22 protein-coding genes are annotated in these 26393 nt (G+C 57.1%); 11 read left to right on the plus strand and 11 right to left on the minus strand.

Annotated elements, in window-relative coordinates; translation table 11 throughout:
* Window positions 1-20: 20 nt before the first annotated feature.
* The 4 genes from ACFSE1_RS08930 to thrC form a co-directional block, all read right to left on the minus strand.
* Window positions 21-2894 (minus strand): EAL domain-containing protein, encoded by a 2874-nt coding sequence (locus tag ACFSE1_RS08930; protein WP_377399799.1) that lies wholly within the window; start codon window positions 2892-2894, stop codon window positions 21-23.
* Window positions 2895-2923: 29 nt separating this feature from the next.
* Window positions 2924-3538, minus strand: coding sequence for a GNAT family N-acetyltransferase (locus tag ACFSE1_RS08935; protein ID WP_377399519.1), 615 nt, complete (start codon window positions 3536-3538; stop codon window positions 2924-2926).
* A gap of 63 nt (window positions 3539-3601) precedes the next feature.
* Window positions 3602-4900, minus strand: coding sequence for a M16 family metallopeptidase (locus ACFSE1_RS08940; protein WP_377399522.1), 1299 nt, complete (start codon window positions 4898-4900; stop codon window positions 3602-3604).
* A gap of 31 nt (window positions 4901-4931) precedes the next feature.
* Window positions 4932-6329 (minus strand): threonine synthase, encoded by a 1398-nt coding sequence (gene thrC, locus ACFSE1_RS08945; protein WP_377399525.1) that lies wholly within the window; start codon window positions 6327-6329, stop codon window positions 4932-4934.
* A gap of 178 nt (window positions 6330-6507) precedes the next feature.
* Between thrC and ACFSE1_RS08950 the strand changes: the two genes are divergently transcribed.
* Window positions 6508-7137, plus strand: a complete 630-nt coding sequence (locus tag ACFSE1_RS08950) for a PilZ domain-containing protein (RefSeq protein ID WP_377399528.1) — start codon at window positions 6508-6510, stop codon at window positions 7135-7137.
* Window positions 7138-7202: 65 nt separating this feature from the next.
* Here ACFSE1_RS08950 and ACFSE1_RS08955 read toward each other — a convergent pair whose 3' ends face one another.
* A complete protein-coding gene (locus ACFSE1_RS08955) occupies window positions 7203-7892 on the minus strand; it encodes an HAD family hydrolase (RefSeq protein ID WP_377399531.1) in 690 nt (229 codons plus the stop codon).
* Window positions 7893-8198: 306 nt separating this feature from the next.
* Between ACFSE1_RS08955 and ACFSE1_RS08960 the strand changes: the two genes are divergently transcribed.
* Both ACFSE1_RS08960 and ACFSE1_RS08965 read left to right on the plus strand, forming a co-directional pair.
* Window positions 8199-8627: a DUF1284 domain-containing protein gene (locus ACFSE1_RS08960; RefSeq protein ID WP_377399534.1), complete on the plus strand. Its 429-nt coding sequence runs from the start codon at window positions 8199-8201 to the stop codon at window positions 8625-8627.
* A gap of 143 nt (window positions 8628-8770) precedes the next feature.
* Window positions 8771-9901, plus strand: a complete 1131-nt coding sequence (locus ACFSE1_RS08965; RefSeq protein ID WP_377399537.1) for a site-specific DNA-methyltransferase — start codon at window positions 8771-8773, stop codon at window positions 9899-9901.
* A gap of 260 nt (window positions 9902-10161) precedes the next feature.
* Here the strand turns inward: ACFSE1_RS08965 and ACFSE1_RS08970 are convergent, their stop codons facing one another.
* From ACFSE1_RS08970 to mutY, 3 genes are all read right to left on the minus strand, one after another.
* Window positions 10162-10320 (minus strand): hypothetical protein, encoded by a 159-nt coding sequence (locus ACFSE1_RS08970; protein ID WP_377399540.1) that lies wholly within the window; start codon window positions 10318-10320, stop codon window positions 10162-10164.
* Window positions 10321-10437: 117 nt separating this feature from the next.
* Entirely contained in the window at window positions 10438-11052 is a 615-nt protein-coding gene (locus ACFSE1_RS08975) for an HAD family hydrolase (protein WP_377399543.1), read from the minus strand.
* On the minus strand, window positions 11049-12164 hold the full coding sequence (mutY, locus tag ACFSE1_RS08980; RefSeq protein ID WP_377399545.1) for an A/G-specific adenine glycosylase: 1116 nt from the start codon (window positions 12162-12164) through the stop codon (window positions 11049-11051). Before mutY ends, ACFSE1_RS08975 begins: the two co-directional genes overlap by 4 nt.
* A 46-nt stretch (window positions 12165-12210) precedes the next feature.
* Here mutY and ACFSE1_RS08985 point away from each other — a divergent pair, with 46 nt between their 5' ends.
* The 7 genes from ACFSE1_RS08985 to ppdK all read left to right on the plus strand — a co-directional run bounded on the left by ACFSE1_RS08985 (window position 12211) and on the right by ppdK (window position 22902).
* Window positions 12211-12975: a glycosyltransferase family 25 protein gene (locus ACFSE1_RS08985; RefSeq protein WP_377399548.1), complete on the plus strand. Its 765-nt coding sequence runs from the start codon at window positions 12211-12213 to the stop codon at window positions 12973-12975.
* A gap of 77 nt (window positions 12976-13052) precedes the next feature.
* Window positions 13053-14288 (plus strand): O-antigen ligase family protein, encoded by a 1236-nt coding sequence (locus tag ACFSE1_RS08990; RefSeq protein WP_377399551.1) that lies wholly within the window; start codon window positions 13053-13055, stop codon window positions 14286-14288.
* A 4-nt stretch (window positions 14289-14292) separates the two neighbouring features.
* Window positions 14293-14796 (plus strand): DUF721 domain-containing protein, encoded by a 504-nt coding sequence (locus ACFSE1_RS08995; RefSeq protein ID WP_377399554.1) that lies wholly within the window; start codon window positions 14293-14295, stop codon window positions 14794-14796.
* 165 nt (window positions 14797-14961) lie between these two features.
* Window positions 14962-15666 (plus strand): DsbA family protein, encoded by a 705-nt coding sequence (locus tag ACFSE1_RS09000; protein WP_377399557.1) that lies wholly within the window; start codon window positions 14962-14964, stop codon window positions 15664-15666.
* An 81-nt stretch (window positions 15667-15747) separates the two neighbouring features.
* The gene (gene smc / locus ACFSE1_RS09005) at window positions 15748-19209 is read left to right on the plus strand and encodes a chromosome segregation protein SMC (protein WP_377399560.1); all 3462 of its coding nucleotides are present in this window, start codon (window positions 15748-15750) and stop codon (window positions 19207-19209) included.
* 47 nt (window positions 19210-19256) lie between these two features.
* The gene (locus ACFSE1_RS09010) at window positions 19257-19679 is read left to right on the plus strand and encodes an Ivy family c-type lysozyme inhibitor (protein ID WP_377399563.1); all 423 of its coding nucleotides are present in this window, start codon (window positions 19257-19259) and stop codon (window positions 19677-19679) included.
* Window positions 19680-20235: 556 nt separating this feature from the next.
* A complete protein-coding gene (ppdK, locus tag ACFSE1_RS09015; RefSeq protein ID WP_377399566.1) occupies window positions 20236-22902 on the plus strand; it encodes a pyruvate, phosphate dikinase in 2667 nt (888 codons plus the stop codon).
* Window positions 22903-22956: 54 nt separating this feature from the next.
* On the opposite strand, the gene ACFSE1_RS09020 is transcribed toward ppdK, so the two are convergent.
* Together ACFSE1_RS09020 and ACFSE1_RS09025 are read right to left on the minus strand one after the other, a co-directional pair.
* Entirely contained in the window at window positions 22957-24006 is a 1050-nt protein-coding gene (locus ACFSE1_RS09020; RefSeq protein WP_377399569.1) for a glycosyltransferase family 4 protein, read from the minus strand.
* A 25-nt stretch (window positions 24007-24031) separates the two neighbouring features.
* Window positions 24032-24310: a hypothetical protein gene (locus ACFSE1_RS09025; protein WP_377399572.1), complete on the minus strand. Its 279-nt coding sequence runs from the start codon at window positions 24308-24310 to the stop codon at window positions 24032-24034.
* A gap of 183 nt (window positions 24311-24493) precedes the next feature.
* Between ACFSE1_RS09025 and ACFSE1_RS09030 the strand changes: the two genes are divergently transcribed.
* Window positions 24494-25420: a DUF1499 domain-containing protein gene (locus ACFSE1_RS09030; RefSeq protein WP_377399575.1), complete on the plus strand. Its 927-nt coding sequence runs from the start codon at window positions 24494-24496 to the stop codon at window positions 25418-25420.
* A 9-nt stretch (window positions 25421-25429) separates the two neighbouring features.
* Here ACFSE1_RS09030 and ACFSE1_RS09035 read toward each other — a convergent pair whose 3' ends face one another.
* Window positions 25430-26353: an MBL fold metallo-hydrolase gene (locus ACFSE1_RS09035; protein ID WP_377399579.1), complete on the minus strand. Its 924-nt coding sequence runs from the start codon at window positions 26351-26353 to the stop codon at window positions 25430-25432.
* Window positions 26354-26393: the final 40 nt, after the last annotated feature.

The raw sequence follows: 26393 nt of genomic DNA on the forward strand, positions 1-26393 counted from the left end.
AGTTGAGTGCGCGGAACCATTCACGCCCGGCGCGTTAGAGGGAAGCGCTCCTTGAGCAGCCGCTGTACCGCATCCGGTGGCATAGGTGCGCCAAAGAGGAAGCTTTGACCATAGGTGCAGCCAAGGCGTGCAAGTTCTGCAGCATCCTCATCCGTGCCAATACCCTCGGCAACCACAGCCATGTTCATTGACAGCGCCATGTTCACCACTGAGCGTAGCAAGACTATGCCCTTCTCGGATCGATCAAGCACAAGCGATTTGTCGATCTTCATGGTGTCGAATGGGAACTGGGTGAGATAGCCGAGCGAGGAATAGCCCGTGCCGAAATCATCCAGGGCAAGGCTTACACCAAGATCTCTCAGCTTGGCGAGAACCAGACGCGCTTGCTCCGGGTTCTCCATCATCATCGTTTCGGTGAGTTCCAGCTTCAACCGATGTGGATGGCAATGGGTGCGGGCAAGGAGCGAGCGGATCTCGTTGAACAGGTCGGAGTTCAGTAGTTGCGCGCTCGACAGGTTGACCGAGATGAAAATCGGAAGCTCGCCCGTCTGCTTCTCCCATGTCATGAGATCGGACGTGGCGCTCTCCAGTGCGAAGAGACCGAGTGGCTCGATCAGATCGCACATTTCGGCGATGGGTATAAATTCACCGGGTGGAATCATACCCCGTTTAGGGTGCTCCCACCGCATCAAGGCTTCGAAACCCGCGATTTCCCCGTTGGCGAGATTGATGATGGGCTGGTAGGCAAGAGAGAGCTCGCGGCGGTCAATCGCGCGGCGCAGATCGGTTTCGATCTGCAGTTTGTCTGGCGCGACGTTAGTCCGAAATGCCGGGCGGAATGGCTCGACTTTGTTGCCGCCGGTGCGCTTGGCGCGATACATCGCAAGCTCTGCATCGCCCAGCATGCCGGATGCATTCTCCTGCTGATCGACCCAGGAGCAAAGGCCGATCGACGCTGTCAGGATCACCTCGCGGCTGGCAAAATTGATCGGTACCAGAATTGCGCGGCTCACCGCATCGGCAAATTCCGCAACCTTGATCGGATCGCGTTCTGATACGAGGATAATGCCAAACTGATCGCCAGAAATGCGAGCCAGCGTATCCTGTGGCTTGAGCAGGCGGCGAAGACGGCGCGTCAGGGCAATCAGGATATTGTCGCCGGCAGCGATGCCAAGTGTATCGTTTACCTGCTTGTAGCGGTCGATATCGATTGCCATCACCGTGGGGCGCACACCATCGCTGGCTGATGCAATGGAAAGCACCGATTGCAGCCTATCAAGGAAAAGCTGCCGGTTCGGCAGTCCCGTCAGGTTGTCGTGCAGAGCGTCGGAGAGAAGGCGCTCGACCGAGTTCTTGGGTTCCGTCACATCGGCGATGGTGCCAACGCAACGAATAATTTCGCCGTTGGAGCCGAGCACCGGGCGCGCCCTGATTTGAAGCCAGTGAAAATGCCCGTCTTCGGCACGGACACGGAATTCGTGAGAAAGGCGCCCTTTCCTCTGCTCCAGCAGGACATCGAGGGTTGCTTTGAATCGGTCGCGATCATCGGGGTGCAGCCGGGGAATCCAGTTGCGCACCGGCCCATGCATGGCACCCGCAGGCAGGCCAAGTTGCAACGATACATCCGGCGTGGTCACCAATTTGTCGCGCGCTACGTCCCAATCCCAAACGGTGTCGCCACTGCCCATGAGGGCGAGCGATTGCCGCTCCAGGTCCGAGAAGAGACCTTGCTGATAGGCTCCGCCAGCGAAAGCGTGCTGCATGACCGTGAAGCCGATGAGAAGGACGATGAGAACGAGGCCGCCGCCGAGCGCGGGCTGGATGATGTCGTTATCCAGCTGGCCGGTGACAGTCAGCCAGCCGCCGAAAAGCCAGACCAGCGTCAAGGCCCAGGTCGGAACTAGCAGGATTGCGCGATCGTAGCGGTTAAGCCCCAGATAGACGATCAGCACGATTCCGGCTGTGGCGGTCAACGCAAGCGAGATCCGGGCAATACCTGATGCGATCGCGGGATCATAAATTGCGACGCCATAGAGAAGAACAAGCCCGATCACCCAGGCAAAGGTTGCATGACCCAGATGCACATGCCAGCGATTGAGGTTGAGATAGGTGAAAAGGAATATGACGAGCGAAGAGGCGAGGGCCACTTCGGCGCAGGCTCGCCATATGCGTTCGTCGCTAGAGGTAAGGCTGATCAGCTTTTCGAGGAAGCCGAAGTCCACGCAGATATAGGCAAGGACCGCCCAGGCCAGTGCCGCTGCGGCAGGTAGCATGGATGTTCCCTTGACCACGAAAAGGATGGTCAGGAACACGGCCAGAAGACCTGCAATGCCAAGAACGATGCCGCGATACAGTGTGAAGGAGTTCACTGTGTCCTTGTAGGCGTCCGGTTCCCAGAGATAAAGCTGCGGCAGGTTGGGCGTCGTCAGCTCTGCCACAAAGGTCACAACCGAGCCGGGGTTCAGCGTGATGCGAAACACGTCAGCGTCAGGGCTAGGTACGCGATCCAACGCGAAACCTTCCGATGGAGTGATCGCGTCGATACGCTGTGAGCCAAGATCGGGCCAGATGACCTGGGAATCGACAAGGCGGAAATGGGGCGCAACAATCACCCGCTCCAACTGCTCTTCCGAAACATTGGCGAGTGCAAAGACGGCCCAATCTCCCTGATGAGAGGGTGAGCTTGCGCGAACTTCGATGCGCCGACGAATGCCGTCTGAACCGGGTGCTGTGGAAACCTGGAAGGCTTCTCCCTGATTGGCATAAATGTCGGTCGTAGCGGTGAGATCGAGCGCGCGATCGTCGCGTGATATCTTGACCGGTTCAAGGGCAAAAGCCTGTGAGACCGGGGCAAGAGCAATGAGAAGCGACAGGACAAGGGACAGCACGCGCATGGGCAGAGTTGCAATGTGGGCAATTCTTCTCATCGGGCGGTATGCGCCCATGCAGCAACGTCATCGCCCTCAAGCAGCGAATAAAGGATGTGATCTCGCCATTCGCCGTTGATTTTCAGATATTTCCGCAACAGACCTTCCCGCTCGAAACCGGCTTTCTCGAGAAGCCGAATGCTCTTCCAGTTCTCCGGAATACAGGCTGCCTCGATGCGGTGCAACTGAAGGCCGGAGAAGATGTAGGGTACTACCAGTTTGAGTGCGGCAAACATATGGCCTTGGCCGGCATGGTTTTCGCCCATCCAATAGCCGATCATGCAGTTTTGTCCGGCCCCTCGACGGATATGACCAACCGTAATGCCGCCTAGCAACGCCATATCGTTCCGTCGGAAAAGGAAGAGTGGAACGGCAAGACCGGAAGAGAATTCCTGTGAATTACGCACGACGCGCGCCCGGAAGGAGGCTTCCGTCAGCTCATCATGCCTCCAGGTCGGCTCCCACGGCTGGAGGAATTGCCGACTCTGCGAGCGCAATGCGTACCACGCCTTATAGTCCTGATAGCGGGGTAGCCTAAGCAGGTGGTGATCACCGTAAAGCTCGGGCGACTCCGGCAGGCGCGACAAGAACCGAAACACCGACCTTTTCACCCCATCTTGGCGTCGCCACGCAGTTCCGGTCAAAGCCGATTTGCGCGCCGACGCCACCTCGACTCAACCCGTTGCGATCTGAGACTTGAACGGCTGCGACGACAGCGCCGCAGTGATGTCTGTCAGTGGTGCCAGCTTTTCGACCGGTCCGATTGCAGACAATGTGGGAACTGTATCGAAAAACAGTCGACCTGCAAGATCCGTCAATCGTGAGGTCGTAATCCCTTCCAGCCGCTCCATCATCTCCTGGTTTGGAATCATCCGACCGTAAAGAATCATCTGGCGGGCGATCTGACCAGCGCGCGCTGCCGGGCTTTCCTGCCCCATCAGCAATTGCGCACGGATCTGAGCGCGGGCGCGGTCAATTTCCTGCTGATCAATGAATTCGGAAGACTTGCGAAGCTCCTGCAGGATGACAGGCACGAGTTCCGGCAGATCCTCGCCACCTGTTGCGGCATGGACGCCGAAGACGCCCGTATCCGAAAAGCCCCAATGGAAGGCGTAGACGGAGTAGCAGAGGCCACGATGTTCACGGACTTCCTGGAACAGGCGGGATGACATGCCGCCGCCAAGGATGTTCGCCAGAATCTGCGAACAGTAGAAGTCGCGCATATGGTACGCCTTGCCCTCGAAACCGAGCAGCAACTGGGTGTCCATCAGGTCCCGCATCTCGCGAACTTCGCCGCCGTAATAGTGGGCGGGATCGAAAACAGGCGGTGAGGAGGGGCTGAGAGGCAGAAGCGCGAAGCGCTCTTCTACCTGACGAACCAGCGCATCGTGATCGACAGCGCCGGCGGCAACGATGAACATCCGATCCGTGGTATAGTTTCGCGAGAGATAGCCGCGGATCTGATCGGGGGTGAAGGAGCGAACCGTATCAGGCGTGCCGAGGATCGGGCGACCAATTGTCTGGCCGCGATAGGCTACTTCCGAGAAGCGGTCGAAAACCACATCGTCCGGCGTGTCGTTGGCCGCGCCGATTTCCTGCAGAATGACGTGCTTTTCCCTTTCGAGTTCCTCTTCATCGAAGACGGATTCCGTCAGGATATCAGCGAGAATATCAATCGCCAGCGGCACATGATCTTTCAGGACGCGGGCGTAATAGGAGGTCGTCTCGGTGGAGGTGGCGGCATTCAACTCACCGCCCACATTCTCGATTTCCTCGGCAATATCCCGCGCACTGCGGCGTGCGGTGCCTTTGAAGGCCATATGCTCCAGAAGGTGCGCTATGCCATGTTCATCCAGGGTTTCGTTACGTGACCCTGATTTGATCCAGACGCCCAATGCCACGCTTTCCAGATGTGGCATATTCTGCGTTACAACAGTCAACCCGGATGCGAGCCGGGTGATTTCAACATTCATCGTCGGTCTTTCCGGCACTTCGCCCACTGTTTCAGGCCTTCGCTCGCGCATGTTGACTGATGAAATTCTCTACAGCCTTCAGCTCCGGCTCCAGCAGGTCGAAGCGCTCCTCCCTACTCATAAGATCGCCGAGCCATGATGGAAGGCCGGGAAAAATTCCGCAAGCGGATTCTACAGCTGCCGGAAACTTGGCCGGGTGAGCGGTTGCAAGGGTTACCATAGGGCTGTTGGGCTTGCTGTTCTTCTGCGCCACGAAGATCCCGGTCGCAGTATGGGGATCAAGCAGATATCCGGTGGTGGCAAGGATCTCGCGAATTGTTTCTGCCACTTGTTTTTGAGTGGTGCGGCCCGCCCGGAACTCCCTGCGGATTGATTTCAGCGCCTCGGCCTGAATTTCAAACGCGCCGGACTGGCGCAGCCCGGCCATGGCTGCACGTACCTGCGAGGGATCGCGGCCATAGGCTTCAAACAGCAGTCGCTCGAAATTGGAGGAGATCTGGATATCCATGGATGGCGAGGTTGTGGCGATCGCTGGCCTCATCTCGTACCGTCCGGTCTTCAGCGTGCGCGCCAGAATGTCGTTGTCATTCGTAGCAATGACGAGGCGGTCGATCGGAAGCCCCATGCGCTTTGCCACGTAGCCAGCGAAAATATCGCCGAAATTGCCTGTCGGTACCGTGAAGGAAACCTTGCGGTCCGGGCTGCCCAGCGAGATTGCGGCCGTGAAGTAGTAAACCACCTGAGCCATGATTCGGGCCCAGTTGATCGAATTGACTCCGGAGAGTTTCACGCTGTCGCGGAAGGCCACATCGTTGAACATGGCTTTGACCAGATCCTGGCAATCGTCGAAATTGCCTTTGACCGCCAGCGCATGAACATTGGCGTAGCCGGTGGTTGTCATCTGCCTTTGCTGGACAGGTGAGACCTTGCCATGCGGGAAGAGAATGAAGACATCGGTTCTCTCCCTGCCGCCAAAGGCATCGATGGCAGCGCCACCCGTGTCGCCGGATGTTGCCCCAACAATCGTCGCGCGTTCGCCGCGCTCAGCCAGCACGTAATCCATCAGACGTGCCAGAAGCTGCATTGCCACATCCTTGAAGGCCAATGTGGTGCCGTGGAACAGTTCGAGGACGAAATCATTCGGGCCGATCTGCACCAGGGGGGCTACTGCAGGATGACGGAATGTTGCGTAGGCCTCGTCGATCATCGACTTCAATGCATCCGAGGGAATTTCATCCACCACGAAATGCGAAAGAACGGCGAAGGCAATCTCCTGATAGCTCTTGCCACGCAATGCGCGAATTTCCTTCTTGGAAATCTGTGGCCATTCCCGGGGAAGATACAGGCCGCCATCTCTTGCAAGGCCAGCCAGAAGCGCATCACGAAACTTGAGGGCGGGTGCATCGCCGCGTGTAGAAATATAGTCCAAGATTTCTCTTCCCAGCATGAAGGAGCGGCAGTGCCGCTTCTTTAACGTCATCGTGTCTGAACCTATCGGCAAAACGCCTGTTTTTCCGCACCGGGCGAACAAAAATCAGCTGCAATGCCAATCGATTTTTCCTTTTGTCGCTGGTATAGACCATCGAAATTTACCGTGAAAGCCCGGAATGAGTATTCAAACGAGTATTCGGGGACGTTCAGAAGAAAAGGGTCGCAGTCACGTGTCTGGCAAGCAATCGCTCAAGTTCCTCCCGCTCGCGCTTCTCGCAATCCTCGCCGGGTGTAATTCGGCCACGCCAACCGGCGGGCTCTCGCTCGGCGAATCCGCTTCACAAACGGCGCAGCCTGTAACGCCTGTGGTGCAGGCCTATTGCCCGCAGGTTGTGATGCTGGAGCAAACGGCTATCCGCAATGCCTATGCAGGCAATGCCAAGGATGATCAGAACAAGCTTCTTTATCGCGCTTCGCTCAGTGAGGCTACGCGTGCCTGCACTGCCAATGACACGACGCTGACAATCCACGTGCAGGCGCAAGGCCGCGTTGTGCTCGGCCCTGCCGGAAAGCCGGGACGCATTACCGTGCCGATCAACGTTCAGGTGTTGGATGATGACAAGGTCATCTACTCCCAGACAACCAACACCACTGTCGATGTGCCGCCGGAAGGCGTTACGCAGTTCCTGTTCGACAAGGCCGATGTGTCCATCCCGAACCAGATGGGCGGTGTTTCCCGCTTCACCCGTGTTCGCATTGGCTTCGAAGATGCAAGCGTGAAGAAGAGCGGCCGCCGCAAGGGCTGAGGAAGACCCGTCTGAAGGATATGGAAACCCGGCAGCTCAAGCGAGTTGCCGGGTTTTTGCTGTCATCAGATGGCGCCCGCCCACTCGCCGAGCGCGGCAATTGTCGCTGGCAGGTCGCTCATGCGGGATATGACCGTTTCTGCGCCCGCATCCGTCAAGCGGTCGGCATGGCTTGGATAGGTGTGAGAGGCACCGGTGAAACCAATAACGCGGCAACCGGCTGCGACGGCGCCATGAATACCGTGCACCGAATCCTCCACAACCACGGCCCGTGACGGCGCGACGTTGAAGGACTTCAAGGCGTGCTGGAAGATATCTGGCCGCGGCTTCACCTTATCCGGCCCCAGATCCTTCGCCGAAAAGATATTAGGCGCGAAATAGGGTTTGAGGCCCACCTTCGTCAGCATCGCATCAAGGCGCTGACTGCTTGAATTTGAGCAGATGCAGGCTTGCGTCGTGATGCGCGAGAGGGCCAGCTTGACACCTTCAATAACCTTCACATCGCGTGCCAGACGGGCATCCAGGATCTTCTCGGACTTATCCAGAAGCGAGGCGGAGAGGGGAATATCCGCTTCCTTTTCGATGGTCAGAAGGATATTTTTCCAGGTCATTCCTGCAAAGCGCTCTCCCATTTCCTCGACGGAAATGGGGTAGCCAGCGTCTGTCAACAGTTTCGATTCCACCTGTGCTGCGATGATTTCCGAATCGACCAGAACGCCGTCGCAGTCAAAGATGATGAGGTCGAACCCGCTCATAATTATCCAGCTCTTATCCAAATTCGTTTTGCGCACACCTACACGAGGCATGTCGAATTAACAATTGCGCAGCCTTGCATGGCTGCTTCCCGAAGGGCCGGCCTGCCTTTTCTGTGAAGTGCGGAGGAGTGGGTATATTTCTGTTGCGATCTCGGCCGTGTATGCGGCAATTGCCGTCATCGCCACGCGCCGCATCACAAACCACTCAATGTCTTTGCTTGCTCGCATAGGCTCTTTGCAAAAGCGTCGCAGGGTTTTGGGCAGGTTACTTTAGGGTTGCAGCGTCAAACAATCTGAGGCCACGTCGTGACTATACGCCTGCGTCCCCATCATCTTTTGTGCATGCTGACCTTTGTCGGCAAAGGCTATACGCCGTCCTTCACGCAGAACTATGTGGTGATCATCCGCCGTTTGGGACAAGGCGAAGATATCCTTCTTGTGGATGGGCCGGATGATATCTGCGCACCGCTTCTTGCAGACATCGCCATTCCTCACTGTCATTCCGACAGTGTCGCTTCACGCGATACGCAGGCTCTTTTAGACATAGCGTGTCTTCTTGGAGTGCCGCATCGGTTGGGCGATTTTATCCGATTGAACGCCGATCTCCTTCGCCGTCTTCGTACGGCCTTCGCCATGAAACAGGTGCGAAACGCCTGCCAGGGATGTGAGTGGGCTGGCCTCTGTGACAGTGTCGCCCATCACGATTTTCAGGATGCGTTGCTACGGATCGAGTGAATCTCAGCTATCGCATTTACCATTCTCGTACGCGCTCCAGACGCAATTCTCGGATTTATCCAGCCGTATTCAGCTTTTGGTAACCAAACTGAGTAACCATAACAGTCAATTAATGTGTCGAGTAAGCGTTCAGCGAGTATCAGATGGCATCCGTTCTTCCGCTTGTGGACCTCAAACAACAGGTCCGCCCCGATTCCTGGATTAACAGCATCATCAAGGGCGATTGCGTCGCCGCACTCGAGGCTTTGCCGGACCAATCCGTCGATGTCATTTTTGCGGATCCGCCCTACAACCTCCAGCTCGGCGGTATGCTTCATCGCCCAGATCAGTCACTGGTGGATGCGGTTGATGACGAATGGGATCAGTTCGAGAGTTTTCAGGCCTATGACGCCTTCACGCGTGCCTGGCTCCTTGCTTGCCGTCGCGTCCTCAAGCCGAATGGCACGATCTGGGTCATCGGCTCCTATCACAATATTTTCCGTGTCGGCGCGATGCTGCAGGATCTCAATTTCTGGCTGCTGAACGATATCGTCTGGCGCAAGACGAACCCGATGCCGAACTTCAAGGGACGCCGTTTCCAGAACGCTCATGAAACCATGATCTGGGCCAGCCGTGACCCGAAGGCAAAGGCCTATACGTTCAATTACGATGCTCTGAAGGCATCCAATGACGATGTGCAAATGCGCTCAGACTGGCTCTTCCCGATTTGCAGCGGTGGCGAGCGACTGAAGGGTGAAGACGGCAAGAAAGTACACCCAACCCAGAAGCCCGAAGCCTTGCTGGCTCGTGTTATCCTCGCCTCCACCAAGCCGGGCGATATTATTCTCGACCCCTTCTTCGGTTCAGGCACGACGGGTGCAGTTGCCAAGCGCCTCGGCAGAAACTTCGTCGGTATTGAGCGAGAGCAGGATTACATTGATGCGGCTTCTGCGCGGATTGCAGAGGTTGAGCCGCTGGGCAAGGTGGAACTGACTGTCATGACCGGCAAGAAGGCTGAACCGCGCGTTGCCTTCAATACCCTTGTAGAAAGCGGCCTTATCAAGCCCGGTCAGGTTCTGACAGATGTGAAGGGGCGGGTCAGCGCCATTGTCCGAGCTGATGGCACACTTGTATCCGGTGGCGAGGCAGGCTCCATCCATCGACTGGGGGCCAAAGTCCAAGGCTTCGATACCTGCAATGGCTGGACATTCTGGCACTATGAGGATGAAGGCGTACGAAAGCCCATCGATGCTTTGCGCAGCATTATTCGAAGCGGAATGGCGAAGCTGGATTGAAGGATCACAAATCCGGGAGTGGGCTAGGGAAGTGACCGGCAAACCGGACGTTCAATAATTCTGCCATATTCAAGGCCCCAGATGCCCTCGCGCCATTGACGAGGGACGATCCACCGCCACTGTCTCAAGGCGCAGCAGTTCGTGGAATTCGCGAGCTGCAGAGAAATTCAAACCATGTTCGGTTTGACCCTCCAGTGCCGAACAATCATAAGGTGCCCGGACCTTCCCTGCGGTCCGGGCGCTTTCTTTTTGGCGAACCCTCAATCCTCGGTTCGAAGAGTGTAATGGCGCGGAATGCCTGCCGTGATCTCGAACCAGTCAGAGGCCTTGGTTCTGGTTTGATGCGCCTCGAAGGCAGCTTGAGTTTCGAATTGTTCCGCAACAATCAGCCGACCGGGCACGTCTGGGCACTGCGTCACATCAAATTCTACGCAGCCCGGTTCAGCGCGATGTGCTGTGGCAAGGCAGCCAGAACCGCTTCCAACCGATTATCGGGAACATCGAGATAGCCATCCAGAAAAACACTCATTGCGTGTTCAAACCTCGAATCCGTAACGCGCCAGATCTGCCCTCAGCCTTGCTGCATCTGTGAATTGCACGGCGGACCAGCCAGCCTCACGCGCACCGTCCACATTGGCGGCAGAATCGTCGATGAACAGGGTCTTTTCCGGGGCCAGATTGAAGTTCCTGGCGTGGAGGTCATAAATCGCCTTATCCGGTTTGATGAGGAAAACCTCACCTGAAACAGTCACGCCACGCGGTTTGTTCAAGAAAGGAAAGAGCATACGCGCCTGCCGGAACGTGTCGGCGGCGAAATTGGTCAACATGGTTACATCATGACCCTGTTCGATCAGGCTCTCCATGATCGAAACACTTTCGTCATAGGCGTGCGGCACCATCTCGTGCCAGTGCTGCCGGAACGCACGGATCTGGTGGGCGCGTTCCGGATATTTGCCGATGAGTTCCGCTTCTGCGACCGCCCATTCCCGGCCTCTATCCTGCTCAAGGTTCCATTCATGGGTGCAGACATTGAGGAAGAACCAGCGTCGTTCTGCTTCATCAGGAATGATGCGACTGAAGGGAATGTTCGGATCGTAGTGGATCAGCACTTTGCCGATATCGAAGACGATGTGCTGAATGTTCATAGTCATCGGCTCTTCCTTTTCATTGCAGGGGAATTCATGTCTGCGCCGTTGAAGGCTGTCGGGATTGCCACCGAAATGGCCTTTTTCATCACCGTGGGGAGTGCCTGCGCCTCGAGATGATCGACCGGTTCCCACCAACCGGAAGCATCGGAACTGCGGGCGGTTACGGCGCGAAAAACCGTCAGGCGCAGTTCGAAATGCGTGAAGACATGAATGACAGTTCCGCAGCTTTGCCAATCTGCGGAAAACGGCGCGTGGTCAGCTGTCGTGCCTCCGTCCTGGCGTGCGGTCCATGCCGTGTTTGGCACCTCGGTCATTCCCCCCAAAAGCCCGGAGGCGGGGCGGCGACGCAGAAAAATTTCGCCTTCGGGCGAAACGGCAACGAAGGCCGCTCCCTGTCGTAGTGGCTTTTGCTTCTTTGGGGCTTTTAGCGGAAAGTTTTCAGGGTCGAACTCCCTTAGCGCAAGACAGTGGCCATTAAAGGGACAGAGTGCGCAGGCCGGGCGTTTTGGGGTGCATATAGTGGCTCCAAGATCCATCATGGCTTGAGCGAAGTCGCCGGGGCGTTCGATCGGTGTCAGCTCGCGGACCTTGCCTTTCATGATGGGCTTTGAGGCCGGAAGCGGTGACGAGATGGCATAAAGGCGCGAAATCACCCGCTCCACATTGCCGTCCATGACCGCGGCGGGGCGGTCGAATGCGATAGCGGCAATGGCTGCGGCGGTGTAGTCACCGATACCGGGAAGTGTTCGCAGTCCCTCTTCTGTGTCGGGGAAAAGGCCGCCATGGTCATTGGCCACCGCTTCGGCGCATCTCTTCAAATTTCGAGCGCGGGCGTAATAGCCCAGGCCCGCCCAGGCTGCCATGACATCCTCGACAGGTGCCGCTGCAAGATCCACGACTGTTGGCCATGTCACCAGGAATTTCTGGAAATAGGGCTTGACCGCTTGCACCGTTGTCTGTTGAAGCATCACCTCTGAAAGCCAGACGTGGTAGGGATTGGCGCGCTGTCCGGCCTGTTGCATGGCAGGTCCCACCCGCCACGGCAGGTCGCGGTGATGTCGGTCGTACCAGCCCAGCAAGTGGGCGGCGAGAGGATTGGTCGTTTTGGCGTCCATCGAGGCAGGCGTTCTCGTTGTCGATGCCTGTTCATAAAGAGGCGGAATGTCAAAGCCAATGGTAGTGCTGGATGATTTGCCCGTCTATCTCATCAATATTGATCGTGCGGCGGCGCGACGGGAATTGCTTGAGAAGCAGGCCGCAGACCTTGGTATCGAGCTGGAACGTGTTGCCGGTGTCGATGGCAAAGCTATCCCCGAGGCTGACTGGGTGGCAGTCGACAAGCCGCTTTTTCTGCGCCGCAATGGTCGGCCCCTCATGCCGGGCGAGTATGGTTGCTACAAGAGTCATTTGAAGGCTTTCGAGAGGCTGATTGAGAGCGGAAAACCCGCAGCACTTGTGATCGAGGACGATATATCGCTGAGCCATGACCTGCTGGAGCGTGCAAAGTCTGTGGCGATGACTGTGCCGAAAGAGTGTGTGGTCAAGCTAGTCAATCACCGCACGCAGGGCTTCCGTCCGCTGTTCACTACGGCAAAAGGTGACGCCGTAGGCTTTGCGCGCCTGGGCCCCCAGGGGTCTGCCGCATGCTATCTTCTCACTGCCGAAGCCGCGCGTCATCTGGTTCAACGTCTGAAAGTGCAATCGCTCCCCTTCGACATGGCCCTGGAGCGAAGCTGGGACCATGGAATCCCCGTTCTGACAATGCGGCATTCGCTTGTCGATTTCGGAGCGTTGAGGTTCGACACCTTTATTGCAAGTCGCGCCGATTACAGAAGTCATAAACTGAAAGGTCTGGCCAAGTTGCCAACGCATATTTTTCGCTTGCGGGAAATGGTCAAGCGGGCACTGCATCCACTTTTTCTATAGAAGTGCTGCCTTATGAAGATTGACGCTGCCTGCTCGTGACACAATTCACTTGGCTGAAGATTGAAGAAAGCTGCCATATGACCTTCAAGAAATTTCTGCTGGTGCGAAGACGCCTTGATCCTTGGCTTCTTGCATTTGGCATGTTTTCTGTTGCTCTCTACCTGCCAGCTGCTGTGGCAGTGGCAGGGCTTTTTGGCGCGCTCGGGATCTATGTTGCTTTATCGAAACGTCGCAGATTGATTGAGTTGGTACGCTCTCCAATCGGATTTGTCTTTGCTTACATTGCCTGGGTCGTGCTCTTGTTGGCCTGGCGGGGTGACCTGATCCCTCAAGACAACCGTCAGCTTGGTTTCATGGGTCTGCTGCTGGGGCTCTGTTTCATCGCTCCGGGTCTCTGTCTTGTGCGTCAGCCCATGCGGTGGCTTGTTCTCGGCGCGCGGGTTGGAACTTTTGCGGCGCTTGCCGCATCACTGATCGACCAGTTCGTGTTGAAGCCGGCGCCGGACCGTTACGATGGCGGAGGAAATTCGGCCATATTAGCTTTGGTTGTGATGCTTGCCGCGATTGTTGCCTTGATACCTCTTTATCGATCGCCGCGATATTTGCCCAATAGCATGCTTTATCTTGTCCTAGCGCTTGGTCCGGTTTTTCTTTCTCTTACAAGAGCTATAATGGTCGTTCTGCCCGCAATCTTGGTCGTGGAGTTCATTCTCTATGTTTGGCGTTTGCCCGCGTGGAAACGCAGTGTCGCGTTTGTCAGCGCGATCGTTGTCTTGTTCAGCGCGAGCTTCCTGCCGCCGGTGGCGCACATGTTGAACGAACGTTTCATTCCAGTTTACGAATATTATGTGAAAGGCGAAACAGATCTTCACATGGAATCGGGGAATGTGCGTCTGGCCCTATGGGATACCTCGCTGAAGGTGATTTCCGAGCATCCACTCATCGGGGTTGGCATTCGCAATACCTTTCCGGAACTGGAGAGGGTGGCTGGACCCGAATTGACCCGCGTTGAGGGAGGAAAGCATGTGCATAACTTTCTTCTGCAGGAGCTTTTGGCTAACGGGGTCATCGGACTGATTCTGCTTCTGTCGATCTTTGCAACCGTTGCAATTACGATATTGCGCCAAGGGGAAAATGCAGCGTTGAAGCGGGCATGTTTCTATTACTTTGGAAGCATTATCGTCTTCGGCCTTCTGCATGATCCATTTTATCATGAGTTGTGCATGTCCGCGACAATGCTGTTCCTCGGCGTTTTGATTGCCCAGATCGGTCGCTGGCGGCGGCTAACGAAGAGTGCCCGGAGGCTCATTTAGCACAATGGCGCGTAGACCTGTTCCGCTTCAGATCGCAGAGATCGCCAACGGGTTGATGGATCCCGTTCTGGCGCGCCGTGCAGGTATATCCACAAGTCTGCTTGGTTCATGGGATGAGATCGCGGGCGAGGAATTTGCCGATTGCACAAGACCGGAAAAGATCGCATGGCCTCAAAGGGATGGTCGTGAGGGGGAAGGTGGATATCAGCCTGGTACCCTGACCATTGCCTGTGAAGGCGCCCGCGCACTCTTCCTTAGCCACGCCCAGGGTGAGTTGATTGAGCGGATCAATGGGTTTTTTGGATTTCCGGCGATCCGACAGATTCGAATTGTGCAGAAGCCGGTTGTCGTGGCCGTGCGGCACAGAAGGCGCCCTCAGCCTTTGCGTGGCGATTCTGCGCGCAAACTTGCCGATTTGATGGAGGGGATCGAGAGTGATGCGCTGCGCAAGGCAGTCGAGCGGCTGGGAACGGCAGTGCTGCAACCTCGTAAAACGCCAAAGCGATAGCTGAACTGTCTCTTCTAAATCGCGACTTTACTCAGCTTCGGTTCATCTTCCCCCTGTCACGTTTGTTTGAGAAACGTCACCGGAACGTTGAAGCGCCTTGTTCTCGGTTCGATGGCGCGATACGTGAAGCAACAACTCTTTTCTTTACTTTAAAATGGGTGCCGCATGACGATTAGCCTTCCCGCTTCAACCCGCCGCCAGCTGCTTGGTGGTGTTGCTATTTCCGCCGCCGGCCTGGCCGTTCTCGGCACCGCTCCGTCTGCTCTTGCCGTGGATTTGCCGGAAGCTTCCGGAAAGGTGGATATGGCCAAGGTTCTGCAGCCGGGTCCGCTGCCCGAGATGGCTCTCGGTGATGAGAAAGCCAGGGTCACGATCGTCGAATACATGTCGATGACATGCCCCCATTGTGCGCATTTCCACAATGCAACCTTTGACGCAATCAAGACCAAGTACATCGATACCGGCAAGGTTCGCTTCATTCTGCGCGAGTTTCCGTTCGATCCAGTTGCGACGGCTGCCTTCATGCTGGCGCGTTGCAATCCCGCAAAGCCGCAGGAAATGGCTGATGTGAACAGCTACTACGCCATGGTTTCCATGCTGTTCAAGCAACAGCGCGCATGGGCCGCGCCTGCCGATGGCAATGTCCGCAATGCTTTGATGCAAACCTCCAAGATCGCCGGTTATTCACAGGAGAGCTTTGAGGCTTGCTTGACGAACCAGAAGCTTCTCGATCAAGTGAATGCTACCATGAAGCGCGGCGCGGATGAGTTTGGCGTCAATTCCACGCCCACCTTCCTGATCAATGGCAACCGCTATTCTGGAGACATGTCTGTTGAGGCCATGTCGGCGCTCATCGATAGCCTGCTCTAATACGAACGCGGCACGACACGCGGGCGCAGCGTCTTTGTGTTTGCGTGTCGGCTATTTGTCATTGGCTTGGAGAGCGTCGGCATGAAGTTCACCAAGCTTCGACTCGTCGGTTTCAAATCCTTCGTGGAACCGACCGAATTCATCATCGAGCCCGGCCTGACTGGTGTGGTCGGACCAAACGGGTGCGGCAAGTCTAATCTTGTTGAAGCTCTCCGCTGGGTGATGGGGGAAAATTCCTACAAAAATATGCGTGCGTCCGGCATGGACGACGTGATTTTTTCCGGATCTGGTAACCGGCCCGCACGCAATTCTGCGGAAGTCGGACTTTATCTGGACAATGCTGACCGGACCGCGCCCGCCGGCTTTAACGATTCCGATGAGATACAGGTTTCCCGCCGCATTGAGCGGGAGCAAGGCTCGGTTTATCGCATCAATGGCAAGGAAGCGCGGGCAAAGGATGTGCAGCTTCTCTTTGCCGACGCTTCCACTGGCGCACGGTCTCCGTCCATGGTCGGGCAGGGGCGGATTGGTGAACTGATTCAGGCCAAGCCGCAGGCTCGACGTCAATTGCTGGAAGAGGCAGCCGGTATTTCCGGATTGCATTCAAGGCGCCATGAAGCGGAACTGAGGCTTCGCGCTGCGGAAACCAATCTGGAGCGTCTGGAGGACGTGACCTCCCAGCTGGAAAGTCAGATCGAGAGCCTCAAGCGACAGGCGCGCCAGGCAAACCGCTTCAAAATGCTATCCGCAGACATTCGTGAGCGTGAGGCCAAGCTTCTGCACATTCGCTGGGTCCAGGCAAGAGACGCGGAAAATGAAGCAACGCAGGCGTTGAACGCCGCAACTGCCATTGTTGCGGAGAAGGCGCAAGCCCAGATGGAGGCGGCGAAGGCGCAGGCCGTTGCCAGTTTGAAACTGCCGGAGTTGCGCGAGGCAGAGGCACGGGCAGGCGCTGCCCTTCAACGGCTGCAAATCGCGCGTAGTCAGTTGGAAGAGGAGGCAGGCCGCCTCCTGCGCCGCAAGGATGATCTGATGCGCCGCCTCGCGCAGCTTGCTGAAGACATTCGGCGTGAAGAACAGCTGATGTCCGACAATGCCCAGATCATGGCGCGGCTGGTCGCGGAAGAAGAGGAGCTGAGCGATCTTCTGGGGCAAGCAGGCGAGGAAGGCGAAGAGCTGCGTATTGCCTTCGAAACGGCTGCTGCACGTCTGGCAGAGACAGAAGCGGCATTTGCTGCCATTACGGCAGAGCGCGCCGAAGCAGCGGCCATTCGGGCGCAACTGGAACGTCTGGTGCGCGACTTGACAGACAGGCGCCTCCGTCTCGATCGAAGCCGTGCCGATACGCATTCGGAACAGGAGGCACTCAACGAAACGCTTGCTGCGCTGCCAGATCCGGAAGAGCGACGGGAGGCTGTTGAGGCAGCTGAAACCGTTCTGGAGGAGGCAGGTAATGCTATTGATGAAATCGAGACTGCGTTGGCCGTATCACGCCAAAGGGAGGTGGAGGCACGGCGTCCGGTTGAGGTCGCCCGGGCAGCCCTGAATGGTCTAGAGGCAGAATCGCGTGCTATCCGCAAGATGTTGGCTGGGGACGGAGGAAGCGGAGTATTCTCACCCGTTGCAGACCTCGTTCGTGTCGCAAAGGGGTTTGAGACTGCCTTGGGAGCTGCTTTGGGCGATGCTCTTGAGAGTTCGCTTGATCCGGATGCGCCATCGCATTGGCTGAATATTGAAGCGACTGAGGCCGATCCTGCCCTGCCGCCGGGCGCTCAGTCCATTGCCCAGCATGTGACTGCGCCTGTGGAACTATCCCGACGCCTTGCACAGATCGGTATTGTGGCTGGTGAAGCAGCGGCATCCTTGCAGAAACAACTGAAAGTCGGACAACGCCTCGTCACACTCGAAGGTGCGGTCTACCGGTGGGATGGCCACGTTACCGGCTCTGAGGCACCCAGTGCTGCTGCCCTGCGTCTTGCGCAGAGAAACCGCCTTGCTGAGCTGGAGGCGGAGATCGATGAGGTACGCGTTCAGCTCTCTGAAGCGGAAGAATGGGCCGCAGATGCGCTTGAGACCATACGTGTACAAGAGGCTCGGCTGAGCGAGGCGCGTGAACGCAGTCGTCTGGCCCAGCGCGCGGTATCCGAAGCGCGTGACACTTTGGCTCAGGCCGAAAGGGCGGCGGGAGATTTGATGCGCCGTCGCGCCGTTCTGGATAATGCGCTGGCGCAGATCGATGAACAGATTGAGGACTTGGCTCGTCAGGCAGAGGAGGCACGTGCCGAACAGGAAACAGCACCTGACCTGGAGGAAATCGATAGAAGGCTTGCCGAACGTCAGATGATGCTCTCAGAGCAACGTTCGCAGCTGGCCGAGGCCCGGGCCCGTTATGAGGGGCTTGCGCGGGAAACGGACGTTCGCCGACGTCGCTTATCGGCAATTGCAGCGGAAAAGGAGAGCTGGAATGCCCGCGCAGCAAGTGCGCAACAGCATGTCTCGACGCTGCGGGAGCGGGAGGAAGAGGCTCGAGAGGAGGTCGCGGAACTCGATCTCGCGCCCGAGGAATTCGAAGACAGGCGCCGCGCGCTGATGGACGAGCTGCAAAAGGCTGAGGCCGCGCGACGCGCAGCCGCAGATCTTTTGGCAGCGGCGGAAAATCATCAACGTGAAGTCGATGGCGGGGCTGCTACTGCCTTGGCTGCCTTGGCAGAGGCACGGGAAAAGCGTGGCCGTATCGAGGAACGCCTGGTTTCCGCTGCAGAGCGGCGGCACGATGCTGAGAACGCAATCCGGCAGGCTCTTTCGGTCGAGCCTCATGAGGCGTTTCGCATGGCGGGTATAACACCGGGCTCCGCACTACCGGAGACGGCGGTGGTGGAACGGGAACTGGACCGGCTGAAAATTGAGCGAGAGCGACTGGGTGCCGTCAACCTGCGAGCTGAGGAGGAGCAGAAGGAGCTGTCGGAGCGGCTGGCGCAACTCATCAAGGAGCGCGACGACATTATCGATGCCATTCGCAAGTTGAGATCGGCGATCCAGAGCCTCAATCGCGAGGGACGCGAGCGACTGGTTGCAGCCTTCGATGTCGTGAACACACAGTTCCAACGCCTGTTTACCCATCTGTTTAACGGTGGAACAGCAGAGCTTCAGCTGATTGAGAGCGACGATCCGCTGGAGGCCGGTCTGGAAATTCTCGCCCGTCCCCCCGGCAAAAAGCCCCAGACGATGACGCTTCTTTCTGGTGGTGAACAGGCATTGACTGCCATGGCATTGATCTTCGCGGTATTCCTCACCAATCCGGCGCCGATCTGTGTGCTTGACGAAGTGGATGCGCCGCTGGATGACCACAATGTGGAGCGTTACTGCAATCTGATGGATGAGATGGCCGCCTCGACGCAGACCCGTTTCGTCATCATTACCCATAACCCCATCACCATGGCCCGGATGAACAGACTGTTTGGTGTGACGATGGCCGAGCAAGGGGTTTCTCAACTGGTGTCTGTTGATCTGCAGACTGCCGAATTGATGCGGGAGGCGGTTTGATTTTTTCGTTTCGAAGCGCCTTGCTGATCTTTAGCGTGGTGTTCCTGATGGCTCCGTTGAGTCTGGCGCAGGATTCTTCCAATTCGGTCAAGCCAACCGAAGGCGCGACTAAAGAACAGGCGAAAGCAGGCCGGTTTCTCCATGAAGTGATACGAACCTCTCCGCCGCACCAGAATGCACTTCTGCAAGCGCTACGAGGCCAGCGTCATCTGCCCAACTGGGTGCGCAACATGGTTGCGACGCCCTTTTATGTCTCCAGCGCCTCAGTGGCTGTGACGATCGACGGGGTCATGATGGAGGCTTTTGGTGCATGTCTGGCAGGAGATTGCGCCAACAGCCACTTGCGGGTGCTGTTTCAGCCAGACGGAAAGTTTGCCTCAATGCGTATCGTCGATGCCAAGATGGGTGAAATCATCGTTGGAACCCCCTCTCCGCAGGCGCTGGCGGAATTGGCAAGGCCGGGTCTTTAAGTGCCGAAACACAGGTGCCATCTACCGTTACTTGATAACTCTCTGGTTGCAGAATCGTGTGGCAGGGCATCCTAAACAACATTCGTTGCAACGTCGCGAACTGATCCATTGCAAGGGTTCTTTCGTAAGAACCTCTAAAGGAGCACGCCACCACCTATGCGTGTCTCTTTTACGGACTGCTATCGCTTCATGCGTTAGGTGTGAAATATCGCCCGTAGAATATCACTGCTTTTCAGAAGCGGTAAACGTGATACTTAGGCTTGAACCGCCGTGCCATGGCAAAGGCGGATATTGCAACCCCCCGGCCGGTTTCCTGTACCAGCCGGAAGACTTTGCGGGGCCGAAGCAGGCGGCCCCGCAAAGTCTGGTAATCTTACGAAATTTCACTAAAATCTAAAATATACTGCGGGTGATCAAATGCCAGCAGAACGCTTTTCATGCCCAAAAAATGCTGCATTGCAGCATGAACCTGTCTGTCGGCAGTTTTCAAGCCACACTATCTACGCTAGATAATTGAAGAAAAAGGCGGAAGGGGATCGCCGATGCGGAGGAGTGCATGAAGCAGTGGGTTTACCGTTTTGGAGGAGGTGCAGCCCAAGGACGTGCGCAGGATACTGCTCTTCTTGGCGGTAAGGGCGCGAATTTGGCAGAAATGGCTTCTCTCGGCCTTCCCGTGCCACCTGGCATGACCATTACGACGGAAGCCTGCCTTTGGTATTTCAGTCATGGAAAATGTTTGCCGGATGAGATGAAGGAGCAAGTTCTTGAGGCGCTTGCCGAGATGGAGCGCCTTACGGGCCGCAACTTCGGTGCCATCACCAAGCCTTTGCTCTTGTCTGTGCGATCCGGTGCGCGTGCCTCCATGCCTGGCATGATGGATACGGTGCTCAACCTCGGCCTTAATGATGAAACTGTGCAGGCACTTGGACACGATGCGGGCGATGCACGTTTTGCCTGGGACAGTTATCGCCGGTTTATCCAGATGTACGCGGATGTCGTGATGGGGCTCGATCACGAAGTCTTCGAGGAAATCCTGGAAGATGAGAAAGCGCGATTGGGGCATGACTACGATACCGAGCTTTCCGCAGTTGAATGGCAGCATGTTGTTGCATTGTACAAGCAGGCAATCGAGGAGGAACTGGGTGAAGCCTTTCCGCAGGATTGTCACACACAGCTTTGGCGAGCCATTGCCGCGGTGTTCTCAAGCTGGAACAATCCGCGCGCGGTGACATATCGTACGCTTCACAAGATTCCGCAGAACTGGGGAACTGCCGTCAACGTTCAGGCCATGGTATTCGGAAATCTTGGTTCAACGTCTGCGACCGGGGTTGCCTTTACCCGTAATCCGTCGACGGGTGAGAAAAGGCTGTACGGCGAGTTTCTCGTCAATGCCCAAGGAGAGGATGTCGTCGCGGGCATCCGGACGCCTCAAAGCTTGACGGAGGAGGGGAGGCTGGCCAGCGGCTCTGACAAGCCGTCTATGGAAAAACTGATGCCGGAAGCCTTCGCGGAGTTCAAGGCAATCTGTGAGAAGCTCGAAAGCCATTATGGCGATATGCAGGACGTTGAGTTCACAGTGGAGCGCGGCAAGCTCTGGATGCTTCAGACGAGAGCCGGCAAGCGCACGACCCGCGCGGCCATGAAGATTGCGGTGGACCTGGTGGATGAGGGTGTCATCACCGAAGAGCAGGCAATTTGCCGTATCGATCCGGCTTCTCTCGATCAACTGTTGCACCCGACAATTGATCCGCGCGTCGAGAGGGTTATTCTTGGATCTGGTCTTCCTGCTTCGCCTGGTGCCGCCAGCGGGGAGATTGTGTTCACCGCCGAAGATGCCGTGGAAGCGGAGGCCGAAGGGCGCAAGGTTGTTCTGGTTCGCATCGAAACCAGCCCGGAAGATATTCACGGCATGCATGTCGCAGAAGCCATTCTTACGACGCGCGGCGGCATGACCAGCCATGCCGCTGTCGTTGCACGGGGCATGGGCATTCCCTGTGTCGTGGGGGCGGGCGGTTTGCGCGTTGATTTGCGTAATGAAGTGTTGATCGGCCCGGGCTTCACCCTGAAACGGGGCGAACTCGTAACCGTTGACGGTTCTTCGGGACAATTGCTCAAAGGTGAAGTGCCGATGGTTCAGCCGGAACTTTCCGGCGATTTCGGACGCCTGATGGCCTGGGCCGATGCGGCCCGCCGCATGGGCGTCAGAACCAATGCCGATACGCCGCAGGATGCCCGTGCCGCACGCTCTTACGGCGCTGAAGGGATCGGGCTTTGCCGAACGGAACATATGTTCTTCGAGGGCGCACGCATCCATGTCATGCGGGAGATGATCCTGGCGGAAAACGAGGCTGGCCGAAGGGCCGCGCTTGACAAGCTTCTTCCCATGCAGCGGTCAGATTTCATTGAGCTTTTCACGATCATGTCCGGTCTGCCCGTGACGATCCGTCTGCTTGATCCGCCCTTGCACGAGTTTCTTCCGAAGACCCAGCAGGAGATCGAGGAAGTGGCCGCAGCCATGGAAATGGAGCCTGCGCAACTGTCCCGGCGTGTCGAGGCGCTGCATGAGTTCAATCCCATGCTCGGTCATCGCGGCTGCCGATTGGCAATTTCCTATCCTGAGATTGCGCAGATGCAGGCTCGCGCCATTTTCGAGGCAGCAGCGGCAGCCGCCAAGGAAACCGGCGCGCCGGTGGAGCTGGAGATCATGGTGCCGCTGGTTGGTCTTCGCTCTGAACTCGATTATGTCAAAGCCTGCATTGATGAGGTCGCGGCAGATGTGTCGCGGGAGACTGGCCTGCCCATCGGCTATCTGGCCGGTACGATGATTGAGCTGCCGCGCGCGGCCTTGCGGGCACACGTCATTGCTGAAACGGCCGAGTTTTTCTCATTCGGCACCAACGATCTCACGCAGACCACGTTCGGTATTTCGCGAGACGATGCGGCGAGCTTCATACCAACCTACCAGCGTAAAGGCATTATTGAGCAAGACCCCTTCATCTCGCTGGACTTCGATGGTGTGGGGGAGCTGATCGGCCTTGCCGCAGAGCGCGGAAGAAAGACCCGCGCAGACCTCAAGCTCGGGATTTGCGGAGAACATGGTGGCGATCCGGCCTCTATCCGCTTTTGTGAGGAGGTGGGGCTGAACTATGTGTCTTGCTCTCCATTCCGGGTGCCTATCGCGCGTCTTGCTGCGGCTCAGGCTGCGATTGAGTTGCGTCGCTGAATGACGTTTCGCAAAAACGAGTTGCGCCCGGATGGCGAACGGAGATGACTTGCCTCAGGACGGCGTCAGCAGCCAGTCCGTCAGACCGGTGAAGGTTGTCTGCCAGTCCGGAAGCGCTTGACCGAAACGCCATGCCTCATCTGCAAGCTTTAACAGCGTTGCGCGATCCTCAGCCAGTTGATTGATGGCTTGCGCCATGGCCAGCGGCCTCTCGGCATCAACCTGCAGTACGCCTGCTCCAGCCCAGGTGGAGACTGCGCCTGACGCGGTAGTGACAACGGGAATACCGTGGCGAAGCGCTTCTGCGATGGCCATTCCATAGCCTTCATAGAAGGATGCGCCGACGCAAATGTCGCTGGCAAGCCGGAGTGCTTCCAACTCTGCGTCGGACACATCCTCCAAGAACCGCAATCTGTTTTCCAATCCCAGCGTGCGGACCTGCGCTTTCAGCTCCTCAACATGGTCCGGTTGCCGACGCGGATCCCCGACAATGTTCCAGTGCCAGTCGAAATTGCCCAGTTGCGATGCTGCCTGGATGATGTGGTGATAGCGTTTTCGCGGGATGAGGGCTCCGACAGACAGTATGCGCAATGGGCCGGCATCAATTTGCCCGGCTGTGCCTTTGTGGGCTGGCGGGTTGCCAGGAATGGCTACCAGAATGCGGTCCGTCGAAATGCCGTATTGCGTGGCGAGATAGCGCTGCGTTTCACCGGAAGAAACGATGATTTTTGTGGCGAGTTGAAGTGCTGCCTTCTCTATCGACCGCAGGCTCTGTCCTTCTTCGTCCGCGTCTGTCCCATGCTCCATGACATCGGAGTGATGAAAAATAGCTGCAATCGGATTGGGGCTATCAGCCAGCTCCTGCCGGAGGCGGCAAAGATAGACGTGGTCCATCAGCAGGAGGCACTCCGCTGGTAAGCTCCGCAGATGCTCCATCACGATGCTGCGCTCTTGCGCAGAGATATCCGGAAAGGCTGCATGCAATTTCAGGACGCGTGGGTCTTGCCCCTGATGCCTGAGCGCCGAAAAGAGGTGTGTGTTGTAGATGTGGCCGCCGGTGAGTGCCGCGTAGTCCGAGCTCGTCAAATAGAGAATGCGCGTCAATGTCGATCCTGCCGATGGGTGAGTGCTATCTGCGCTCTACGATAATACGGCGTTCGACGATCATAGGCGGACCCCAGAATTGATCTGCCCGAGCCTGAAATGCCCGGCTATCGGCACGGCGATCGAGATCGAGATCCAGCAGGCAGCGGGCCAAGGCATCCGTGTTTGGCTTGAAGCCATAGCGCAGGCAAGTGCGTTCGTCGGCTGCGCGGCGTTCCTCCGGAGTCAGTGTCTGGCAGCTCGCCAGAAGAAGCGGGACTACAAGAAAAGCAAAAAGAAGCTGTTGGGGCCGTCCGAATGTCATCTTTGCCTCCGATCTGTTCCGATACCTGATTTTACTGCATCATGGTGACGCGAAGCGGTGCATGGCATAGAAGATAGAGCATGTCCTGCCAAAATCTGCGGGCCCAGGCAAATATATGGGCTTCCCGGCTTCTGGCATGGCCTGCATTCATGTAAGGCTTTGGTATAACGGGAATATCAGGGAATGGCCGTTCGTTTTGTCAGACCAGTATCCTCTGCCGCCTACTCGGCGAAGCGTCTGGCGTCGGGGGCGTTTCTGCTCTTGGTCATGGCCCTGCTTGCCCATCGCTTTGGACCGTTGACGACTCCGGGTTTCCTGGCACTGGTTCTTCTATCCGCCGCAATTTCCGCTATCAGCGTGATTCTGGCATTGCGTGGTCTGTCACAACTGTGGTCGGTGGGCGCAAAAGGTGGTGGCGCTGCCACGAAGGCACTCCTGCTGGCCCTGCCATCGCTCGCGCTTTTCGGTGCCGGGTTATGGCTATATGAAACGAAGCCGGCACTCTTCGATGTTTCTTCGGATCTGGCGGATCCTCCAAGCTGGAAGAAGCAGCCGGTTGCCGATCAGCTGTGGCTCAATCAGCCGATCTTTGTCAGCCCGGCAGATCGTGCCCTGCAGGAAGATGCCTATCCTGAACTGACAGGCCGGCGTTATGAAGGCGCACGCGACCGTGTTTATGAGGCCGTGATCAAGGTTGGACTTTCAAATCGCATTCAATTTGAGAAGGACAAGCAGTCTCAAAGCATGTCGGCAAAGTCAAAACCGAAATCCGGAGTGGTGCCACCGCCCGAATTGTCCGACGCGGAGCAGACGCCACCCGTTCCCGATGTTGTGCCGGTTCCGCTTCCGCGGCCTTCCCCTGTCACGCCATCGTCTATCCTTCAGTCTCAGGCACGTGGCGATCTTCTTCTTCAGGGAACCGTGCGTACGCTTGTGCTTGGTTTGCCATTCGATGTCGTGGTGCGGCTTCGAGAGGAGGAGGAAACAGTCATGGTGGATGTGCGGGTTGCCTCGCGCTATGGCTCGCATGACCTGGGTATCAGCGCCGAACTTGCCCAAGGCTTCCTGCGTTCACTGGATTCGGAACTTCTGGGGATTGCGACCGAGTAGGCTGCAGAATTACCCCGGCCAGTAGGTGCCTGACAGAGCGGGAGGTCCCTCCGTCACCACCCGGCCCTTTTCGACCAGATCTTCCAGATGCGCGAGAACGGAAAGTGCAGCGGCGCCATGAAGGCGCGGATCGGTGCGCGCATAAATCGCGCGAACCATATCCGGAATCTTGCGATCTCCCGCCTTTATCCGTTCCAGCACGGCACGTTCGCGCATTCTGCGATGGGTTCTGAGGGCCCGCAGGAAGGATGGCGGGTCGCCGATAGGTCCCCCGTGGCCGGGAAAAAGGACCCGGTCCTGTCGCTCCAGCAGCTTGTCCACGGATGCCATGAAATCACTCATCGATCCGTCGGGTGGCGCCACAATTGTGGTTGCCCATGCCATGACATGATCCGCCGAGAACAGGATGCCGGTATCCTCCAGGGCAAAGGCGCAGTGATTCGCTGTGTGCCCGGGCGTGTGGACCGCAGTCAGTGACCAGCCATCCGCATGGATTGAGGCACCATCCTCCAGCTTAATATCCGGTACGAAGTCAATGTCCGAGCTTTCGGCAAAGGGATTTTGCTCCCCTTCATGCAAGGGGCGCGCAGCACGGTGTGGCCCTTCTGCGACGGTCAATGCCCCAGTTTCGCGCTGAAGGCGCTGTGCGAGCGGAGAGTGGTCCCTATGCGTATGACTGATGAAGATATGGCTGACCTTTTTGCCCTTCAACGCACGTGCCAATGATTCGAAATGCGCGTCATTTTCAGGGCCGGGATCCAGCACGGCCACTGTGTCGCCTTTGCCGATGATGTAGGTGTTTGTGCCGTGAAAGGTGAAGGGTGAGGGGTTGTTGCACGTCAGCCGCAAGACACCGTCTGCAACCGCAACGGCTTGTCCGTAGGCAGCCTCGAAAGACAGGTCGAAGTCCGGCCCATCGGCATTGCTGGTCATGGCTCTTCCTCACGCAAACATCAACTGCGAAATGCCATGT

The sequence above is a fragment of the Affinirhizobium helianthi genome, from assembly GCF_042680945.1.
Classification (GTDB): Bacteria; Pseudomonadota; Alphaproteobacteria; order Rhizobiales; family Rhizobiaceae; genus Neorhizobium; species Neorhizobium helianthi.

Excerpts from the sequence above, each read along its gene's own strand:
- ACFSE1_RS08930 (WP_377399799.1), bottom strand. The coding sequence starts at position 2,894 with ATGCGCGTGCTGTCCCTTGTCCTGTCGCTTCTCATTGCTCTTGCCCCG.
- ACFSE1_RS08940 (WP_377399522.1), bottom strand. The coding sequence starts at position 4,900 with ATGAATGTTGAAATCACCCGGCTCGCATCCGGGTTGACTGTTGTAACG.
- ACFSE1_RS08950 (WP_377399528.1), top strand. The coding sequence starts at position 6,508 with ATGAGTATTCAAACGAGTATTCGGGGACGTTCAGAAGAAAAGGGTCGC.
- ACFSE1_RS08955 (WP_377399531.1), bottom strand. The coding sequence starts at position 7,892 with ATGAGCGGGTTCGACCTCATCATCTTTGACTGCGACGGCGTTCTGGTC.
- ACFSE1_RS08965 (WP_377399537.1), top strand. The coding sequence starts at position 8,771 with ATGGCATCCGTTCTTCCGCTTGTGGACCTCAAACAACAGGTCCGCCCC.
- ACFSE1_RS08975 (WP_377399543.1), bottom strand. The coding sequence starts at position 11,052 with ATGACTATGAACATTCAGCACATCGTCTTCGATATCGGCAAAGTGCTG.
- mutY (WP_377399545.1), bottom strand. The coding sequence starts at position 12,164 with ATGGACGCCAAAACGACCAATCCTCTCGCCGCCCACTTGCTGGGCTGG.
- ACFSE1_RS08985 (WP_377399548.1), top strand. The coding sequence starts at position 12,211 with ATGTCAAAGCCAATGGTAGTGCTGGATGATTTGCCCGTCTATCTCATC.
- ACFSE1_RS08990 (WP_377399551.1), top strand. The coding sequence starts at position 13,053 with ATGACCTTCAAGAAATTTCTGCTGGTGCGAAGACGCCTTGATCCTTGG.
- ACFSE1_RS08995 (WP_377399554.1), top strand. The coding sequence starts at position 14,293 with ATGGCGCGTAGACCTGTTCCGCTTCAGATCGCAGAGATCGCCAACGGG.
- ACFSE1_RS09000 (WP_377399557.1), top strand. The coding sequence starts at position 14,962 with ATGACGATTAGCCTTCCCGCTTCAACCCGCCGCCAGCTGCTTGGTGGT.
- smc (WP_377399560.1), top strand. The coding sequence starts at position 15,748 with ATGAAGTTCACCAAGCTTCGACTCGTCGGTTTCAAATCCTTCGTGGAA.
- ACFSE1_RS09010 (WP_377399563.1), top strand. The coding sequence starts at position 19,257 with ATGGCTCCGTTGAGTCTGGCGCAGGATTCTTCCAATTCGGTCAAGCCA.
- ppdK (WP_377399566.1), top strand. The coding sequence starts at position 20,236 with ATGAAGCAGTGGGTTTACCGTTTTGGAGGAGGTGCAGCCCAAGGACGT.
- ACFSE1_RS09025 (WP_377399572.1), bottom strand. The coding sequence starts at position 24,310 with ATGACATTCGGACGGCCCCAACAGCTTCTTTTTGCTTTTCTTGTAGTC.
- ACFSE1_RS09030 (WP_377399575.1), top strand. The coding sequence starts at position 24,494 with ATGGCCGTTCGTTTTGTCAGACCAGTATCCTCTGCCGCCTACTCGGCG.
- ACFSE1_RS09035 (WP_377399579.1), bottom strand. The coding sequence starts at position 26,353 with ATGACCAGCAATGCCGATGGGCCGGACTTCGACCTGTCTTTCGAGGCT.